15 protein-coding genes are annotated in these 18,019 nt (G+C 48.8%); 7 read left to right on the forward strand and 8 right to left on the reverse strand.

Features of this window, described 5'->3' with window-relative positions:
- Positions 1-31 precede the first annotated feature (31 nt).
- The 3 genes from MHN33_RS08100 to MHN33_RS08110 all read right to left on the reverse strand — a co-directional run bounded on the left by MHN33_RS08100 (position 32) and on the right by MHN33_RS08110 (position 4,963).
- On the reverse strand, positions 32-2,821 hold the full coding sequence (locus tag MHN33_RS08100) for a TonB-dependent receptor (protein ID WP_239397485.1): 2,790 nt from the start codon (positions 2,819-2,821) through the stop codon (positions 32-34).
- Positions 2,822-3,287: 466 nt separating this feature from the next.
- Positions 3,288-4,214 (reverse strand): FAD-binding protein, encoded by a 927-nt coding sequence (locus MHN33_RS08105; protein ID WP_239397486.1) that lies wholly within the window; start codon positions 4,212-4,214, stop codon positions 3,288-3,290.
- Positions 4,211-4,963, reverse strand: a complete 753-nt coding sequence (locus MHN33_RS08110) for an electron transfer flavoprotein subunit beta/FixA family protein (protein ID WP_239397487.1) — start codon at positions 4,961-4,963, stop codon at positions 4,211-4,213. The genes MHN33_RS08105 and MHN33_RS08110 overlap by 4 nt, the downstream gene beginning before the upstream one ends.
- Before the next feature lie 175 nt (positions 4,964-5,138).
- Here MHN33_RS08110 and MHN33_RS08115 point away from each other — a divergent pair, with 175 nt between their 5' ends.
- Positions 5,139-6,788, forward strand: coding sequence for an electron transfer flavoprotein-ubiquinone oxidoreductase (locus MHN33_RS08115; protein ID WP_239397488.1), 1,650 nt, complete (start codon positions 5,139-5,141; stop codon positions 6,786-6,788).
- Between the two features lie 116 nt (positions 6,789-6,904).
- A complete protein-coding gene (locus MHN33_RS08120) occupies positions 6,905-7,387 on the forward strand; it encodes an acyl-CoA thioesterase (RefSeq protein WP_010384630.1) in 483 nt (160 codons plus the stop codon).
- A gap of 34 nt (positions 7,388-7,421) precedes the next feature.
- Here the strand turns inward: MHN33_RS08120 and MHN33_RS08125 are convergent, their stop codons facing one another.
- Complete coding sequence (locus tag MHN33_RS08125) at positions 7,422-8,219, reverse strand: MipA/OmpV family protein (RefSeq protein ID WP_239397489.1); 798 nt, start codon at positions 8,217-8,219, stop codon at positions 7,422-7,424.
- 333 nt (positions 8,220-8,552) lie between these two features.
- On the opposite strand from MHN33_RS08125, the gene MHN33_RS08130 reads away from it, so the two are divergent.
- On the forward strand, positions 8,553-9,314 hold the full coding sequence (locus MHN33_RS08130; RefSeq protein WP_239397490.1) for a response regulator: 762 nt from the start codon (positions 8,553-8,555) through the stop codon (positions 9,312-9,314).
- On the opposite strand, the gene MHN33_RS08135 is transcribed toward MHN33_RS08130, so the two are convergent.
- Positions 9,311-9,664, reverse strand: coding sequence for a hypothetical protein (locus MHN33_RS08135; RefSeq protein ID WP_239397491.1), 354 nt, complete (start codon positions 9,662-9,664; stop codon positions 9,311-9,313). The genes MHN33_RS08130 and MHN33_RS08135 overlap by 4 nt on opposite strands.
- Before the next feature lie 150 nt (positions 9,665-9,814).
- Between MHN33_RS08135 and tsaA the strand changes: the two genes are divergently transcribed.
- The 3 genes from tsaA to MHN33_RS08150 all read left to right on the forward strand — a co-directional run bounded on the left by tsaA (position 9,815) and on the right by MHN33_RS08150 (position 13,332).
- A complete protein-coding gene (gene tsaA, locus MHN33_RS08140; protein WP_239397492.1) occupies positions 9,815-10,525 on the forward strand; it encodes a tRNA (N6-threonylcarbamoyladenosine(37)-N6)-methyltransferase TrmO in 711 nt (236 codons plus the stop codon).
- A 156-nt stretch (positions 10,526-10,681) separates the two neighbouring features.
- Positions 10,682-12,406 carry a proline--tRNA ligase gene (locus MHN33_RS08145; RefSeq protein ID WP_239397493.1) on the forward strand — a complete coding sequence of 575 codons (1,725 nt, stop codon included), beginning with the start codon at positions 10,682-10,684 and terminating at the stop codon, positions 12,404-12,406.
- Positions 12,407-12,531: 125 nt separating this feature from the next.
- The gene (locus MHN33_RS08150) at positions 12,532-13,332 is read left to right on the forward strand and encodes a UDP-2,3-diacylglucosamine diphosphatase (protein WP_239397494.1); all 801 of its coding nucleotides are present in this window, start codon (positions 12,532-12,534) and stop codon (positions 13,330-13,332) included.
- A gap of 52 nt (positions 13,333-13,384) precedes the next feature.
- On the opposite strand, the gene MHN33_RS08155 is transcribed toward MHN33_RS08150, so the two are convergent.
- Genes MHN33_RS08155 through MHN33_RS08165 form a run of 3 tightly spaced genes read right to left on the reverse strand, consistent with a single transcriptional unit; the run spans position 13,385 to position 16,189 of the window.
- On the reverse strand, positions 13,385-14,593 hold the full coding sequence (locus tag MHN33_RS08155; RefSeq protein WP_239397495.1) for an ABC transporter permease: 1,209 nt from the start codon (positions 14,591-14,593) through the stop codon (positions 13,385-13,387).
- A complete protein-coding gene (locus MHN33_RS08160) occupies positions 14,586-15,371 on the reverse strand; it encodes an ATP-binding cassette domain-containing protein (protein ID WP_239397496.1) in 786 nt (261 codons plus the stop codon). Before MHN33_RS08160 ends, MHN33_RS08155 begins: the two co-directional genes overlap by 8 nt.
- Positions 15,368-16,189: a DUF3025 domain-containing protein gene (locus tag MHN33_RS08165; RefSeq protein WP_239397497.1), complete on the reverse strand. Its 822-nt coding sequence runs from the start codon at positions 16,187-16,189 to the stop codon at positions 15,368-15,370. Before MHN33_RS08165 ends, MHN33_RS08160 begins: the two co-directional genes overlap by 4 nt.
- 181 nt (positions 16,190-16,370) lie before the next feature.
- On the opposite strand from MHN33_RS08165, the gene MHN33_RS08170 reads away from it, so the two are divergent.
- On the forward strand, positions 16,371-18,002 hold the full coding sequence (locus tag MHN33_RS08170) for a M28 family metallopeptidase (RefSeq protein WP_239397498.1): 1,632 nt from the start codon (positions 16,371-16,373) through the stop codon (positions 18,000-18,002).
- The last annotated feature ends 17 nt before the right edge of the window (positions 18,003-18,019 follow it).

The following is an 18,019-nucleotide window of genomic DNA, read 5'->3' on the forward strand; positions in this document are numbered from 1 at the left end:
GCCGGGTTACCCCGGCACACTCCGGCCAAGTTTAGAATGAGGTATAGGTAAAGCCGAGCTCGAACGAGCGGCCATACTGTTCATACTGGAAGTTGTATTTGCGCTCACCGTGATAAATGTAAAGCGGCTCATCAGTCAGGTTAATGGCATTGAAATACAGCTGCATTTGTTCGTTAAAGTAGTATTTCACGCTCAAATCTAACTGCATGTGGTCGTCCTGATAAACGCGCGCATCATTTTCTGTACTCAGGTAGGCCTTGCTTTTGTAGTTACCGCTGATGCGAGCACTGAGAGCGTCGTCTTCATAGCCAAACATCAGGTTAGCCACGGTATCGGATTGACGGGTCAACTTGTCATCTGCATCTATCAGGGTGGTGTTGGCGGAAAACATCAGGCCATTTTTGAAGTTCTTACTGTAAGCCAGTTCAATACCCGTCAGATCCGCTTCACCACCGTTGACGTATTGCATGACTTTCTTATAGCCCGCCCACTGGGGCTGCTCCTGTACTTCCTGCTCTGTGATAAAGTTGTCGATTTGCTTGTGGAACACCCCCGCAGACATAACGCCGATGTTCCCGGTGTAGTATTCAATCGACAGGTCAAGGTTTTGCGACTCATAAGGGTCCAGGTCTGGATTGCCGACCTCACCTTCACGTTCTGTCACGACCTGACCATCATCTTCATCCGTTTCACTTTCCAGTAGCTGATAGGCAGCTGCCTCTTCGAAGCCCGGACGAGCAAGCGTTTGGGTATAAGCAAAGCGGGAGATCAGGTCGTCTGCCAACTCGTAACGCAAGGTCAGGTTTGGCAGTAAATGGTCATAGGATTTATCCACCTCCCACGGTGTAATATTAACTTGCTCACTGTCTGTCAGGTTGTCTTTTTCGAGTGCCACCCGATAGCCTCTGGTGGTGTAGTCTGTATCCTCGTACCGCACACCCGTGATGAGGTTGAGTTTGCCAAAATCAATGTTGACCATTGCATACAGTGCACTGACCGTTTCATCAGAGCGGTAGCTACGTCCCTTTGACTCGATACGCGTTTCCTGCTCGTTACGTTCAAAGCTGCCCTGCTTTTGTGCAAAATAGGCTTGCAACCTATGCTGCGACAAACCCGGACCAAAATCACCCGGAGCGTATTCTGACTCAGGCGTTTTAAACTGCTCAGCCGTAACATCATCAAACCCGCCGTCATACACCACAGCATTAACTGAGTTAAACTTCTCACGGTCGCGGTACTTAGCACCAAACTTCAGTTCCGCGTTATGCCCCGAGATCAACAGCTCTTTGCTCAGATCCAGCTTAAAGCTGGTTGCTTCGTCTTCGCTGAGGTTGTTTTCGTAAACAATTTCATCCAGTTCAAAACCACTTAACTGATGCGCGGCCTCACTACGAGACAATACCGGGGTGTCGCCCTGGCTCGCATATCCCAGCATCAAGTCCTCCCCGGCAAAGGCAATATCCAGACGCTCCGGCTCTCGCTCATCTGATTTTGAGTACACCAAACTGTATTCAATAAACCAGTCGCTGATCAGATGCTCACCGCCAGCCACCACAGACAGAATACTTTGCTCTTCGTAGCGGTCTTTGGTATCCCGGTCCATTTCTGCGCCGCTAAAATAGGCCATGGTATCGCCCGATTGCTCGCTCAGATACTCGCCTTTATCAAACTTGTACTCATTACGCAGACGAAACTCATCGTCTGAGAACTCACTGTACATAGTTCTGAGGTAATATTTGTTAAACAATCCCTGATGCAGATCTAAGTTTAATGCAGCACCCAGTCGCTCTCGGGTAATGCTATAATGACGCTGCTCAATTTCCTCAGCACCAAAAAATGCCACTTCCTCTCCTGTATTGGCATCGTCCATTTCAAGTGCCCTCCAGCCACCATCGGTTTCCATATTATGCGAGCCAAACTTGCGCTCGAACCAGGAAACCGCGGTTGCAACACCCAGCTGTGTCTGACTGCTTATCTCATAGATATCACTGTAACTTGCCGACAGTTTCGGGCTGCTCTTCTCGACCTGCTCATTGTAGGCCCCCTGCACCGTAAAGCTGTAGCTCTCCCCTTCGCGGTCAAAGGCACTTAAGCTTTTCACTTCGATGCTGCCGCCAATGGCATTGGCATCCATATCCGGCGTGACCGTTTTGCTGACTTCCAGGCTCTGAATAATTTCACTCGGTAGCACATCCATCGCCACACTGCGTACACCGCCTTCTGGAGACGGCACGGCAGCACCGTTAATAGTCACATTGTTAAGGTTTGGATCTATGCCCCGAATGCCCACAAAGCGGCCTTCACCCTGGTCACGTTCGATAAACAACCCCGGTAAACGTTGCAGCGCTTCGGCAGCATTTTGATCCGGTAACTGACCAATACTGTCTGCGCTGACCACAGATTTGATGCCATCGGCATTTTTTTGTCTGTTCAGGGCACCTGCCTGCCCGGCACGCTGCCCTTTGACTATGATGTTGTCCATTTCCCCCTGATATGCACTTAGCTGAACTCGTGTTTGAGTCACCTGGTTGTCTTTAATCACGACTTGCTGGGTAACAGATTGCGCACCAATGTAACGCACTTCCAGCGTATACGTGCCAGCCGGTAGATTGATGAATCTGAATGCACCATTTCGCTCAGAGCTGACTTCGCGGCCCAGCTCTTTGATGATGACTTTCGCACCCTCAAAACGGGCTTTGTTTTGCTGATCGGTCAGTTCACCTTGCAACGTATTGGCAAATACAGGTGCACTTATCACGCCAAGTGCCATAGCGACGCCAGCGCAGGCTTTGGATATCACGGAAGGTAGAGTATTTTTCATATTTTTCTCGCACAGGAAGAGTCGTTTATAATATCCGCGAAGACCTTAACCTTGCTCAATGACCAATTTATTGCAGCCATTGTCGGTACACCGCCATCTCCCCTTCAAACTGGCTAAATTTCAGTCTTAATGAGCTAAAATGACCCCTATATCGGGGATAACCTCAAGGGTTCTCGGGTAAATAAGGACACCTAACCAAGCCATGTGCATTTCTATGAGCTGTTTTGACCCCGCCGGAAAAACGGCCGCTAAAATGACAAGAGAACTCAGTCAAAGTGAAAAGTAACTTTTGTGGTGATGAAGCAAGCAATGGAATTGAAGAGGCAGTGTAAGAAAAACTAACGTCATAAAGAGGATGATGGCTTCATAATAAGTGCTCCACACTGACCAGCTGAATTTGCTCCTTCGTTGACGAAAAAAGCCGTGGCACAATCGTGCTCACGGCTTTAACAACCAGAATTTGTTGTTACAGCGCTTGTTCGAACTGAGGTAATACATCGAACAGATCAGCCACCAAACCGTAGTCAGCGACCTGAAAGATGGGCGCTTCCGGATCTTTGTTAATGGCAACGATAACTTTTGAATCTTTCATACCGGCCAGATGCTGAATGGCACCACTAATACCAACAGCAATGTACAAGTCAGGTGCAACGATTTTACCCGTCTGACCGACCTGCATATCATTTGGTACGAAGCCTGCGTCAACCGCAGCACGTGATGCCCCAATGGCCGCACCCAGTTTGTCCGCAATACCTTCCAGCAAAGAGAAGTTCTCACCGTTTTGCATACCACGCCCACCAGAAATAACCACAGGCGCCGCCGTCAGCTCAGGACGTTCAGACTCCGTTTGCTCAACACCAACAAAGCTGCTGCTGGTGTTGTCTACTGATGCCGTAAGCGTATCAACACCCACTGGCGCCTGTTCACCGGCTGCATCAAATGCACTGGCACGCACGGTGATAACTTTTTGCGTTTCTAAAGACTTAACCGTGGCAATGGCGTTACCCGCATAGATAGGACGCATAAAGGTGTCAGCATCTACAACGTCGACGATCTCAGAAATTTGAGACTTATCCAGCAATGCCGCAACGCGTGGCATGATATTCTTGCCTGTGGTCGATGCTGCAGCCAGAATGTGACTGTACCCTTGTGCAAGTGTGACAACCAAATCCGCTGTGCTTTCGGCCAACTGATGATCCAGCGCACTGTCGTCTGCCAGCTTAACGGCTGTGATGCCTGCGATTTGTGCTGCCGCCTCAGCAACTGACCCAACATTGTGGCCCGCTACCAGAACATGGATCTCTGCGCCTAGCTTGCTCGCCGCATGAACCACTTTTGCCGTTTCTGGCTTCAACACACCATTTTCGTGTTCAGCAATGACTAGTACGCTCATGAGATCACCTTAGCTTCAGTTTTTAGTTTATTGACCAGTTCTTCTACACTTTCAACAATGATGCCCGCTTCACGCTTGGCAGGCTCTGCCACACGAACCAGCTCAACACGCGGCGAAAGATCAACGCCCAGCGTATCTGCTGCAATCACATCAAGAGGTTTACGCTTAGCTTTCATAATGTTTGGTAAAGATGCATAGCGCGGTTCATTTAGGCGTAAATCTGTAGTTACAACCGCTGGCAAGTTAAGTGCTACCGTTTGCAGACCCCCATCAACTTCACGCGTCACAACGGCCTTGCCGTCTTCAATTTCAACTTTAGACGCGAAAGTGCCCTGAGGACGTTTAGTCAATGCAGCTAACATCTGACCAGTTTGATTGTTGTCAGAATCGATAGATTGCTTACCCAAAATAACAAGTTCAGGGCTTTCTTGCTCTACCAATTTTGCCAGCAGTTTAGCGACATGAAGCGACTCCAGTTTTGCACTGGTTTCAATATGAATGGCTTTGTCAGCCCCCAGAGCCAGCGCGGTGCGTAACTGCTCCTGACAAGCCTTATCACCTATCGAGACAGCGATGACTTCGCTGGCTTTGCCGGCTTCTTTTAAGCGAATAGCTTCTTCCACCGCTATCTCACAGAACGGGTTCATTGCCATTTTCACATTGGTCAGATCAACATCACTGTTGTCGGCCTTGACTCTTGCCTTGACATTGTAGTCAATCACGCGTTTGATTGGCACAAGTACTTTCATGGTTACTCCATTATCTGGTTATTCTATGGGCTGACGTACGCGTCAACAAAACAATTTAATGGAACCAGACTACTTCCTGTTGACGTAAACGTCAACCTAAAATAACCTTAGCTTAACCTTAACAAAACTAAAGCCTCGGTTTAGTTAAACTACCGTCAATCTACGTGAGGTAAAAATGGTCGAACGCGAAACCATGGAATTTGATGTTGTGATCGTTGGCGCGGGCCCTGCGGGCTTGTCGTGTGCGATCCGACTTGCACAACAGGCACAAGAAAAACAACAAGAAATGATGATCTGTGTCGTAGAAAAAGGCTCAGAGGTCGGAGCACATATATTGTCCGGCGCGGTCTTTGAAACTAAAGCGCTGGATGAACTGATCCCTGACTGGGCCGAAAAAGATGCCCCGGTTATAACCAAAGTCACTGAAGATGAGATTTATCTCTTCAGGGATCAAGATAAAGCGACCGGTATTCCCCACATCGCCGTTCCTAAAACATTTAAAAATGAAGGCAACTACATTGTCTCTATGGGCAACGTCTGTCGCTGGCTGGCTGAACAGGCGGAACAGTTAGGCGTTGAAGTCTTTCCAGGGTTCAGTGCACATTCTCTGATCATAGAAAACGATGAGGTCAAAGGCATCGTCACAGGCGATATGGGTGTTGGCAAGGATGGACAACCAAAAGACAGCTATATGCCGGGTATGGAACTTAGAGCCAGGTATACGGTATTTGCAGAGGGCTGCCGCGGCCATCTGGGCAAACAGCTGATCAACCAGTATGATTTAGACAAAGAGTCAACACCACAGCACTATGCTATTGGCTTTAAAGAGATCTGGCAGATTGACCCTGCAAAACACCAGGAAGGAAAGGTCGTACACGGCACAGGCTGGCCGCTCGACCACGAAACCCACGGCGGTTCTTTTCTGTATCATGCCGAAAACAACCAGGTGGTTATCGGGTTAATTATCGATCTCAACTATAAAAACCCTTATCTGAGTCCATTTGATGAGTTTCAGCGCATGAAGCATCATCCAGTCTTTAAAAATATTCTTGAAGGCGGTGAACGCATCGCTTATGGTGCACGTGCGATAGCCAAAGGTGGATTTCACGCGCTACCTAAGATGCACTTTCCTGGAGGTTTGCTGGTGGGGTGTGATGCAGGCACCCTGAACTTTGCCAAAATCAAAGGAAACCACACCGCGATGAAATCGGGCATGCTGGCCGCGGATACAATTATGGCTGCGTTGGGTGAAGAAACTCACCGCCCGGATTTAAGCGAATTCGCCGATAATTTCAAGAGTAGCTGGCTTTATGACGAACTTTATCAGTCGCGAAATTTTGGTCCTGCGATACATAAGTTTGGCCGTATCCTGGGTGGTGCCTATAACACGATTGATCAAAACCTGTTTTCCGGCTCGCTGCCGTTTACACTTACTGATACCACAGTCGACCACGCATCTCTTCGTCCGGCAAAAGAGTCTGAGGAAATTAACTACCCAAAACCGGACGGAAAGCTGAGTTTTGACAAGCTGTCGTCGGTGTTTTTATCAAATACCAACCATGAGGAAGAACAGCCTTGCCATTTACAATTAAAAGATGCCACTATTCCTATTCAGGTCAATCTGGCACAGTTTGCAGAGCCCGCTCAGCGTTATTGTCCGGCGGGTGTTTACGAGATCAACGAAGATGAAAGCGGCGATAAACAGTTTGTGATAAATGCGCAAAACTGTGTTCACTGTAAGACCTGTGACATCAAAGACCCGAGTCAGAATATCACCTGGATGACACCGGAAGGTGCAGGTGGTCCTAACTATCCCAACATGTAATTTATGCTGGTAGGTGTCTCTGACCTGCCACACATGCTATTTATCCTAAATTGCCGGGGCAAAATGCCCCTTTTTTTCTATACTTAAGCAAACATTTTTAGAAAATGAGGTGTCTTATGGCACAGCAATCAGAAGTCGTGTTTCGCTTTTTAGCGGAGCCAACTGACGTTAACTTCGGCGGTAAAGTACATGGCGGTGTGGTCATGAAATGGATAGATCAGGCCGGGTATGCCTGTGCAGCCGGTTGGAGCGGTGCCTACTGCGTGACGGTTTCCGTAGCAGGCGTGCGTTTCCACCGTCCCATTCTGGTCGGCCAGATAGTCGAGGTCTCTGCTCGTATCGCCCACACAGGCAAAACCAGCATGCAAATTTTTATTCAGGTCAGGTGTGGTGATCCGCAGAAACAGCATATGGTCGAAACCAATCATTGTATTATTAGTTTTATTGCCATGGATCAAGCCGGCTATCCCATCCCGGTTGCTAAGTTTGAGGCCAAAACCAAAGAGCAAAAAGCCTTGGAGCAGTATGCGATTCAGATGAAAGAAATTGCGATACAAACTGAATCGCTGTTGCAAAATACGCTGGATCAGGGTGACTGAACCAGCGCAGCTGTGAACTAACGGGATAAAACAATTAGAACTGGTATAGTGCGCCGATAAAGGCCACGTCCATTGTGTCATCGCCAACTAAGGGGCTTTTGCTGATCACATCATCTAACTCTGTACGGCTGACACTGCCAATCAGCGTCATTTCCGGAGTGAGCTGATAATAGGCATTCAGCCCAAACGTCACATTCACTGCATTGTCGTCGGTCTGATAAGCCATCCGCCCAACTGATGCATTGATATTTTTACCGCTGATCCCATAGACGGTATTAACGTAATCTGCATCCAGCCAGCGTACCTGCGCCTGTACAGAAATACCAAATCCATTAGCACTTTCATATAAAGGGACTTCTGCGCTGAACGTAAAATTGGTTGCATCTGATTCATCCGACAGGTCGGTATGCCCGGACAGTCCGAACCACAAGAACTTTGCGCCATAGTTCAGAACCAGCTCTCCATCTGGCGCGTCGTAACCTTCAAATACTTTGCTGCTGGAACTGGTATCACCAAACAGACTGTCATAGCCCTCATTTCGGTAGCCCAGGCCTGCGTAGGTACTAAAGACGTCCTGGATATTCAGAAACTGATAACCAATTGTCGCGTCTTCATTGGAAAACCACTTGCCTTTTTTGATTTCGGCCATGGGAACAAGTGCAAATTCATTATCAACGCCTTGCCATGGCAAGTCTGCGACCAGGATGCCCGCTCCCACCTTGACGTCCCAGTCATCTTGCTCTTGTTCAGAAGCGCTGCTACATAAACTTGCCAGTCCCAAACATAAGCCACCTGCAGCGACGGCTATTGTGTGTTTAGTAATCCCAATCATAATGAGCTCCTTTGTCTCTAAAAGTTTTTATTGCGCTGAGATAGCAAATACAGAAGGAGCTGAATACCAATACTGGACAACAATCTGACTCCTCGGTGAATTTCACGCCTTCATGATGCCCCGGATAAATGCAAAACTCAGTGAGAGCCCTGTGAGCAACTGTAACTTTGTGCACCCTTTCACAACAGTTATTCACATATACAGCTGCAGTCTGGTGTTAAGTCTCTCAATTTGGAACGGTTCAAAATTATCCGTGAATCTCTTACCTACTGGTGTGAGCTATGCTATGATTGCCGCCGGCTTAAAATATGGTCAAATGTAGAGCAAGTAGTAGTGAGAAATGTCCGGTTCTTGGTGGTCGACGACTGTACCACTGTGCGCAATGTCGTACGCAACATCATTCAAACGCGTCTGGGGTCAGAACAGGTGCTGATGGCCGCTAATGGCAAGCAGGCGCTGCAGATCCTCGAATCAAAACCCGTCGACATTATTATTTCTGACTGGCAGATGCCAGAGCTCAACGGTGAGGAGCTCCTCTATCGGGTGCGCAATAACGCCAGATTCAAAGACATCCCCTTCATCATGATGACCTCAAACGGTGAGCGAGACTTTGTGATTACCGCCATTCAGAATGGCGTCAGTCATTTTGTTGTCAAACCGTTTCGGGCTGATAAACTGGAAGCCGCAGTTAATAAATCGTGGAATGGCGCCAGTAAACGTGACTCTGTGCGTCACTCTGCTCTGCCTTCACACGCAATGCGGATCATTTCATCCGATGCACTGCTTGAGGGCAAAGTGCACAATATCAGTCACACGGGTATGCAGGTTTATACCGATTATGTCGATGCCCTTAAACTCTATAGAATCACAGAGTTTAATCTCAGCTTCAACAATTTTGACGGGCCTCATGCACTCAGTATTTCGCCTTTGTATGGCACCATTGTGCGTATTGAAGCCAATGATGGCCCGGAGCAGGACTGCTTGTTAGGGGTTAGATTTGAGCTGGAAAAATGCGCCGAACCGGTACGTAAAAGCCTGGATAAGCTAATGAAACATCTGAACAACGTTGTGCCAGATGTCGTCGATAATAACTAAATTGCCTGTCTGGCCAGCTCAAACACGGTTTTGTTCGTGTGCTTGACTAATTCGTGACGCGGCATATCGCACTGCGACAAAACTTTGCTGACGACCAGTTCAATTTCACACTGCAGTGCCGTATTAAGCTGCGTGGCACGTATAGTGCCATCCCCGACACCCGCAAACAAGGGTTGCAGGAATATACGCCGTTTGCGCAATTGTTCTACCACTAGCGGCATGACCGGCGATTGTTCGGAAAAAACCTTGCGGCAAATATGACTCACCAGACGGCTGTAAGTCGGTTCCATCATATTCGAAATCAAACCGCCTTGTAGCTCAGCCCCTGGTGAACTTTCTATATTCAACATTTTATAAACCAATACATCATGTAGTAACCCGATCCTAGCTACAAACCTAATCTAGGGGAATTACACGTGATTACAGTATTGTACAGTTCCATTTGTTCAGCAGACTCTGGGCCGTTACAATACACGCAAATTTAATAGCCGGAACAACGTGTGCACTTCGACATACAACCCATAGGAGTGATCCAATCACCCTATAAACAAAAGTTTGCCATTCCAAGACAACCCCGACTCGTGCCTGAAGCCAAAGCGAAGTTGATATTCTGTGATGCGTTTAATCGCGAGGAATTTGTTCGCGGTATTGAGGAGTTCAGCCACCTTTGGTTACTATTTCGCTTTCACGAGACCGCCGATAAAGGCTACTCTGCGTTAGTCCGCCCGCCTCGTTTAGGCGGTAACGAACGCAAGGGGGTGTTTGCTACCCGTGCGACCTTCCGGCCCAATGGTATCGGCATGAGTGCGGTAAAGCTCGAAGGGGTCGAATACAAACATGGTCAGCTGGCGCTGTTGTTATCCGGGATTGACCTGCTTGACGGCACCCCGATTGTGGATATCAAGCCCTATCTGCCCTATTCTGACGCGCTTACCGGTGCTGCTGCCGGCTTTGCCGATACTCGCCCTGAAACGGCGATGACAGTGACGTTTAGTGAACAGGCTGAGGCCTTTATTAACGCTCAGCACACCTATCCGGAACTAAAAGCCTTTATCGCCAATGTGCTTAAACAAGACCCGCGCCCGGCCTACAAGAAAAAACAGGCTAGTACACAAAGTTATGGCATGAACCTGTATGACTTTAACATTCGCTGGCAAGTCGATGGTGAGCATAATCATGTGCTCGAAGTCACGCATATCAGGCCGGATTGAGTAAAAATACTGCAGCCATTAAAACAGTCGCTTTTTCGCATTAAATAAAGCTTTTTAAGCGGTTTTAGCACTGTTAAACTAACCCGACAAGAATACTACAACAACGTATGGTTTCCCGGGCAAGCCCTGTGCAACCATCAATTGAACGGAACAAGTATGCGTACCAGTCAATATATTTTAGCGACTCAAAAAGAAACGCCTGCAGATGCAGAAGTGATCAGCCATCAGCTGATGTTACGCGCGGGTATGATCCGCAAACTGGCCTCAGGTTTATACACCTGGTTGCCTTCGGGCCTGAAAGTACTGCGTAAAGTAGAAAAAATCGTCCGCGAAGAAATGGACAAAGCCGGCGCCATTGAAATGCTGATGCCCATCATCCAGCCCGCCGATCTGTGGCAGGAATCGGGTCGTTGGGAGCAATTTGGTCCTGAGCTGCTGCGCATTAATGACAGACACAATCGTCCGTTTGCACTGGGTCCGACTCATGAAGAAGTGATCACCGACCTGGTCCGTCGTGAAATCAGTAGCTACAAACAATTGCCTCTGACTTTGTATCAGGTTCAGACCAAAGTACGCGATGAAGTGCGTCCGCGTTTTGGTGTAATGCGTGCCCGTGAATTCACCATGAAAGATGCTTATTCTTTCCACCTGGATGAAGCCTGTCTGGAAAAAACCTACCAGGCCATGCATCAGGCTTACTGTAATATCTTTGAGCGCCTGGGACTGGATTACCGCCCGGTTATCGCAGATACCGGCTCAATTGGCGGCAGCGTGTCGCACGAGTTCCACGTACTAGCCGAATCTGGTGAAGATGCCATCGCATTCAGTACTGAAAGTGACTACGCAGCTAACATCGAAAAAGCAGAAGCTGTTGCGCCTTCTGAGCCTCGCCCGGAGCCAGCTAAAGCACTTAACACCTTTGACACACCAGAAGCAAACACCATTGCTGAGCTGAAAGAAAAGCACGGTGTTAAACCACATCGTGGCGTTAAAACGCTGATAGTCTATGGTGCACCTGACGAAAACGAACAGCGTGGCCTGGTTGCCCTGATCTTGCGTGGTGACCATGAACTAAACGAACTAAAAGCCGAGAAACTACCTCTGGTTGATGCTCCGCTGGAAATGGCCAAAGAAGAAGACATAGTGGCGGCGATTGGTGCAAAGCCAGGTTCTTTGGGCCCGGTTGGCCTGAACATGCCAGTCATTGTCGATCGCAGCGCAGCTGTGATGGCAGACTTCGTTGCTGGTGCCAATAAAGATGGTGTCCACTACAGTGGCATTAACTGGGACCGTGATGTAACAGATTACACAGTTGCGGATCTGCGCAATGTGGTTGAAGGCGACCCAAGCCCTTGTGGCCAGGGCACGCTTCAGATCAAACGTGGTATCGAAGTCGGTCATATCTTCCAGCTGGGCACTAAGTACTCTGAAGCGATGAATGCAGGCGTACTTGGTGAAAGCGGTAAAAACCAGGTCATGACCATGGGTTGTTACGGCATTGGCGTATCTCGTATCGTTGCTGCTGCAATTGAGCAGAATAATGACGACTACGGCATCAAGTGGCCACAGGCCATTGCCCCATTTGAGCTGGCTATTGTGCCAATGAACATGCACAAGTCTCACCGTATCCCGGACATTGCACAGAAGTTCTACACTGATCTGCAAGCGGCAGGTGTCGAAGTACTATTTGACGATCGTAAAGAGCGCCCGGGTGTGATGTTTAACGACATGGAGCTGCTTGGCGTACCCTTTACCCTGGTCATTGGCGAGCGTAACCTGGACAACAACCAGGTTGAGCTGAAAAACCGCCATACCGGTGAAAAGCTGATGCTGGACATTGATTCAGCGGTTGCAGAAATCGCCAAAGCGCTGGGCAAGTAAGCCCCCAATGGAGCGCCCCGTGCGCTCCCTACTCTTTTGCAGTGTCATAATAGCTTCTCTTAACTGCCCTGCTTTTGTCATCCGCCGTCTCTAACTTAGTCTTTATTACGCTCGAGAGCATGGCTATGACATATACCTACTATCCGACGATCTGGATCTCCGATGTCCACCTCGGCTACAAAGATTGTAAAGCCGATTTTCTGTTAGACTTTCTCAATAGTACCCGCTGCGATACCTTATATTTGGTCGGCGACATTGTCGATCTATGGTCTTTAAAGCGTCAGTTTTTCTGGCACCCAAGCCATTACCAGGTACTGGAGTGCATTCAGCGCAAAGCTGAGAGTGGTACGCGGGTGATATATATCCCCGGTAATCATGACGAAACGTTTCGCAACTATGTCGGTAAAACCCTGTTTCATGTTGAGGTGCATAAAACTTATATTCACACCACCTCAGCGGGTAAACGGTTTTTACTTTTACATGGAGACGATTTTGACTCCGCAACCCGATACAACAAACTGATCAGCATTATTGGAGATGCGGCCTATGACTTTTTGCTGTTCCTCAATCGTTGGACCAACCGAGTGCGCAGGTTATACGGCCGCCATTACTGGTCATTGGCATCATGGCTCAAAAATCGGTTGCACAAAGCCCGCGAGGCCATTCATGCTTTTGAACAAGCCGCGGTACACGAAGCCAGGAAACGTGGTGTTGATGGCATTATCTGTGGCCACATACATCAGCCAAGGATTTCCGTCATAGATGGTATCGTTTACTGTAACGATGGCGACTGGATAGAGAACTGCACAGCCCTGGTGGAAAATGAACAGGGCCGCATTGAACTGCTGCACTGGTCAGATATCAAAAAAGTCCTGACGGTGGTCGAGCCCGAGGCTGTCTCTTCTGAGGACGTGAAAGCCGCCTGAATTGCCAGCATGATTAACGCCTGATATTAACCATGCTGTTGGCATTATGGCGTTACCTGAATAACACTGCTTCGCGGCTAAACCAGCGGACACAGCACGCCAGCAAGGCGCCTGCAAGGAGAGTTGAGGCCAGAAAAATCAGCCCGACGGCCTGATAGTCAACGGTCCCTTTGACAATTTCCTTGATGGCCAGTGCCACATTAGTAATTGGGATCCAGGCGGTTTTAGCGGTCAGTGTCATGTTAGGCAAAACCGACACCACAATTGGCACAAACACCAGCATGCTAAGCGGTCCCATGTAATTCTGTGCTTCTTTAAAGCTGCGGGCATAAATCGAGATGGCCAGCACTAGGGACGACAACATCATAGCGACCGGCAGCAACAAAGCAAAAATCAGCAGAAAATCCCACTGAGTCACCGTCGCAAACGCACTCAGGATAGGATTGAGTGCACCAAACCCACTCGCAATCCAGATCCACACAGACATACTGGATACGGTCACCAGTGCACAGGCAATGGAGCTGATCAATATGGTGAAAAATTTCCCCAGCACCAGCTGAGTACGAGTCAGTGGCGTTAGCAGTAAGGTTTCGAGTGTGCCACGCTCTTTTTCACCTGCTCCCAGGTCTATGGCTGGATAACTGGCCCCCATCAGCACCAGCGGAATTAACATATACGGAATAAATGCGCCTATTTTCTCGCCTATGTTCTCTCGCTGATCGGCAGTATCGACCTTCTCCATCACGACAGGCTTGAGCATAGCCTTTTGCTTTGTCAGATCCACACCGAGATTATTCAGTGCCTGCTCCGTTAGTGTGGCCGAGTACTCATCTATTACTTTCTTGATCCGGCTGTAAATATAGTTGATCGATTGCGCATCATTAAAGACCACCTGGAACCGCGTTTGTTCACCCAGGGGCAACTGCTTCTTAGGGACAGATGGAATGTAGATGCCCACATCAATAATGCCTTGCCTGACCGCATCGCGAAGCGCTTCAACACTATCAAGTTTAGTTTCTCCGTCATAGCGCTTAAAACTGCGATGATAGAATAAGGTATCAGCAAAGGGGCGCGCATAGTCTTCGTTTACCACGTAAAAGGTATGAACCTGTTGCTCGGCTTCCAGCGCCGCTTTGGAAGTGAGAAATGCGACAAAGGCGAATAACACCGGAAAAATAACGATTGGCAGGGCAATGACAAAGAACAAGGTTTTGCGGTCTCTGAGCAACTCCCTAAGCTCCTTTAACATGACTTCAAACATCTTGTGTCTCCCGAATGATTGTCATAAATGCCTGGTTGAGCTCGTTGTTGCGCCCCTGCGTACGAAAAGCCGCTAAGTCGCCCTCAAAGCAGCTTATCCCTTTGTCAATCACACACACCTTGTCACACAACATATCGACTTCATCCAGGTGGTGGGTAGAGAAAATCACGGGGGTCCCCTGCTCTTTAAGCTGCCTGATAAAGGTCAGTACGGTCTGTTTGGTCATAATATCCAGCCCGGTGGTCGGCTCGTCCAGAATAACCACCTGAGGCTGATGTACCACAGCTCTGGCAATATTGGTTTTTTGCTTCATACCGGTAGACAAGCTGTCTGAGCGCTTGTCAAGAAATGCGGTCATATCCAAAGTTTCAAATAACAGTTCACAGCGGGCCTTGAGTGCTTTGCCTTTGAGGCCGTGCAACCTGGCAAAATATTCGACATTTTCTTTTGCGGTTAGTCGGCCGTACAGGCCTGTCGTACCCGACAAAAAGCCAATACACCGGCGGCCATGGAGCGGGTTTTTAACAATATCCTGACCACCCACCAGGATTGCGCCGCTGTCTGGCGTAAGCGCCGTGGACAGCATTCTTAATGTGGTGGTCTTTCCCGCGCCGTTGGGACCAAGCAGCCCCAGTACTTCAGCTTGCTGGCACTGAAACGACACAGATTCTACGGAGTGAAAATAGCCATCCCGCTCTCTGGCGTCCTGGCTGGTTTTGTTTTTGCTGTGCTCCTTGCTGAGCTTGAAGCGTTTTTGTAAACCTTCAATCTGTATCACTGTGTGTCCTTGTTTGTCGCTTTGTGCCGCTTGGGCCGAAAATAGTCGGTATCATTGTAAAAAGCCAGGTCCTGTTGCCCCTGATACCACTGAGGTATACCCAGCAAAGGTAAAGGCGACATCTGCTTATTGTTATCGAGCAACCCCTGCTGCTCAATCATGTTTGCCAGTTGCTTATCGAGATGACGATACTGAAGCGCTAGCGGCAGATGATAGAATGCTTCATCAACTTCAATACACACTACTTTGCCCGTTAACCCGATAAACGGCTTAGTGAGCATTTCATAGTTGGCATGGCCAAAGACAAATGGCAACAGGTTATGGTGCCACATCGCGCTGTATTCATAAAAAACTTCCTGCCACTGGTGCGCTCTTAACGCGGTTTGCCAGCTCATATCAGGCACCGCCAGCACCACGCCACACTCATCAAACAGCGTCAGCGCATTGCGCTTTTTACTGCGTTGTTTCAGGCCATGCTCGGCAATTTCCTGCATATGCAGCTGATTTAACAGAGATTTGGTTTGAGGAAACAGGCACCAGACCAAAGCCCCAAAGAAGTCATGCCAGTTATTTTCCCGGGTTGGAATGCGATTCGTCTGCGCGATAATCTCTTCGTAGTACAAGGTTTCGCCTTCCAGTTCACTGTTGGGGGTAAACACCACCTGGCGGTTATGTTGCTGATCTTGCTGCGCATTCAGCCATTCAAAAGCGGGCCAGTCTGTGTGCTGGCTGAGTGTAAAAAGCTCTTCAAGATGCTCAAAGGGTGCCTGAGTAAACAGGTCTGCATGCCAGTGCTCTGGCGCGGTAAATTTATTCATTTTGCCGGTTAGTCTTTATCTGGCACAGTCAAAGCCGCCATTTTAACCCAGCATGGGCTCGTATCCCAGCCAACTTTGTGTAGTAAATAGCCAAACCCGTCAATTATCGCCAAAAGTCGAAATCCCCGTGCAAATAACGTTATACTAGCGGCGTATAACAACAAGCGAAGATAATAACACTATGAAACTAAGACTCGCGCTAAGCGCACTTTCTGTTGCTGTGTTAGCTGGCTGTATGGCGACACAAACCAATCAACCTGGCGACGTAACCGCCGCTTATAACAGCATTAACGCCGAGCAACTGGCCGGTCATATCAAAACCCTGGCTTCTGACGAATTTGGTGGCCGCGCCCCTTCTACCAAAGGCGAAGAACTGACACTGGCATATCTTAAAAAGCACTTCACTGAGCTGGGTTTCCAGCCAGGCAATGGAGACAGCTTCTTCCAGGAAGTGCCACTGGTTTCCATTGAAGCCGACCCTGACATGACCCTGAACATTGGCGGCAAAGATTACGAATACAAGAAAGACATGGTGATGGGTACCGGCCGTATCAGCAAACTGGAGTCTATTAAAGATTCTGAGCTGGTGTTTGTCGGCTATGGCGTCAATGCCCCTGAGTACGGCTGGAACGATTACGACGGCCTGGATGTACGCGGCAAAACGGTGGTCATGCTGGTTAATGACCCGGGTTTTGCGCGTAAAGACCCGGCTTTGTTTACCGGTGAAGCCATGACTTACTACGGCCGCTGGACATACAAATATGAAGAAGCGAGCCGCCAGGGTGCAGCAGGTGCCATTATCGTTCACGAAACCGCGCCAGCCTCTTACCCCTGGAGCGTTGTTGAAAACTCCTGGAGTGGCCCTCAGTTTGGCTTCCAGAAAGAAAACAACAACATGGACCGTGTCGCTGTTGAAGGCTGGGTCACCAGTGACGTAGCTAAAGAGCTATTTGCAAAAGCCGGCCTGGATTTTACCGAAGCAAAAGAAAAAGCAGCAGCCGGCGCATATCATGTAGACATGGGCGACTTAACCGCGTCAGTCACCGTGAAAAGTAAGATCAGCACCTCGACATCTTATAACTTCATCGCGACCTTGCCTGGTGCAAAACACAGTGACGAGCACATCATCTACTCTGCACACTGGGATCACTTAGGCACAGATCCTAACCGTAAAGGCGATAAGATTTACAATGGTGCACACGATAATGCAACCGGTACAGGTGGCATGATTGAAGTCGCCGAAGCCTTCAGCAAGCTGCCTGTTAAGCCGGACCGTTCAATCACTTTCCTGGCCGTGACTGCGGAAGAGCAAGGCCTGCTGGGGTCAAAATTTTATGCTGCAAACCCGGTTATCCCAGCGGATAAAACGGTTGCCAACATTAATATGGACAGCCTGAACTTGCTCGGCAAAGTAAAAGACATCAGTGTTGTGGGTATTGGCAAGTCATCGCTGGATGAAATGCTGGAAACCGCCGCAAAAGCACAGGACCGTGTTGTCTCTGGCGATCCACGTCCGGCAGCAGGCGGCTACTATCGTTCAGATCATTTCGCCTTTGCTAACATGGGCGTCCCGGCGATGTATGCCGGTGGCGGTACTGAAGCACGTGACGAGGCCACGGAACAATATCGTAAGCGTATGAGCCTGGTTTTACGTGGTTGTTATCACCAGCCTTGTGATCGCTACCGTGAAGAATGGGACTTAAGTGGTGCTGTGCAGGATCTGCAATTGTTCTTCCAGGTTGGTTACGACATTTCTCAACAGAGTGAATGGCCGACCTGGAAAGCAACCTCTGAGTTCCAACGCAACAAATAAACGCAAATGATATTGAT

The organism is Pseudoalteromonas sp. OOF1S-7, assembly GCF_022347765.1.
Lineage (GTDB): Bacteria > Pseudomonadota > Gammaproteobacteria > Enterobacterales > Alteromonadaceae > Pseudoalteromonas.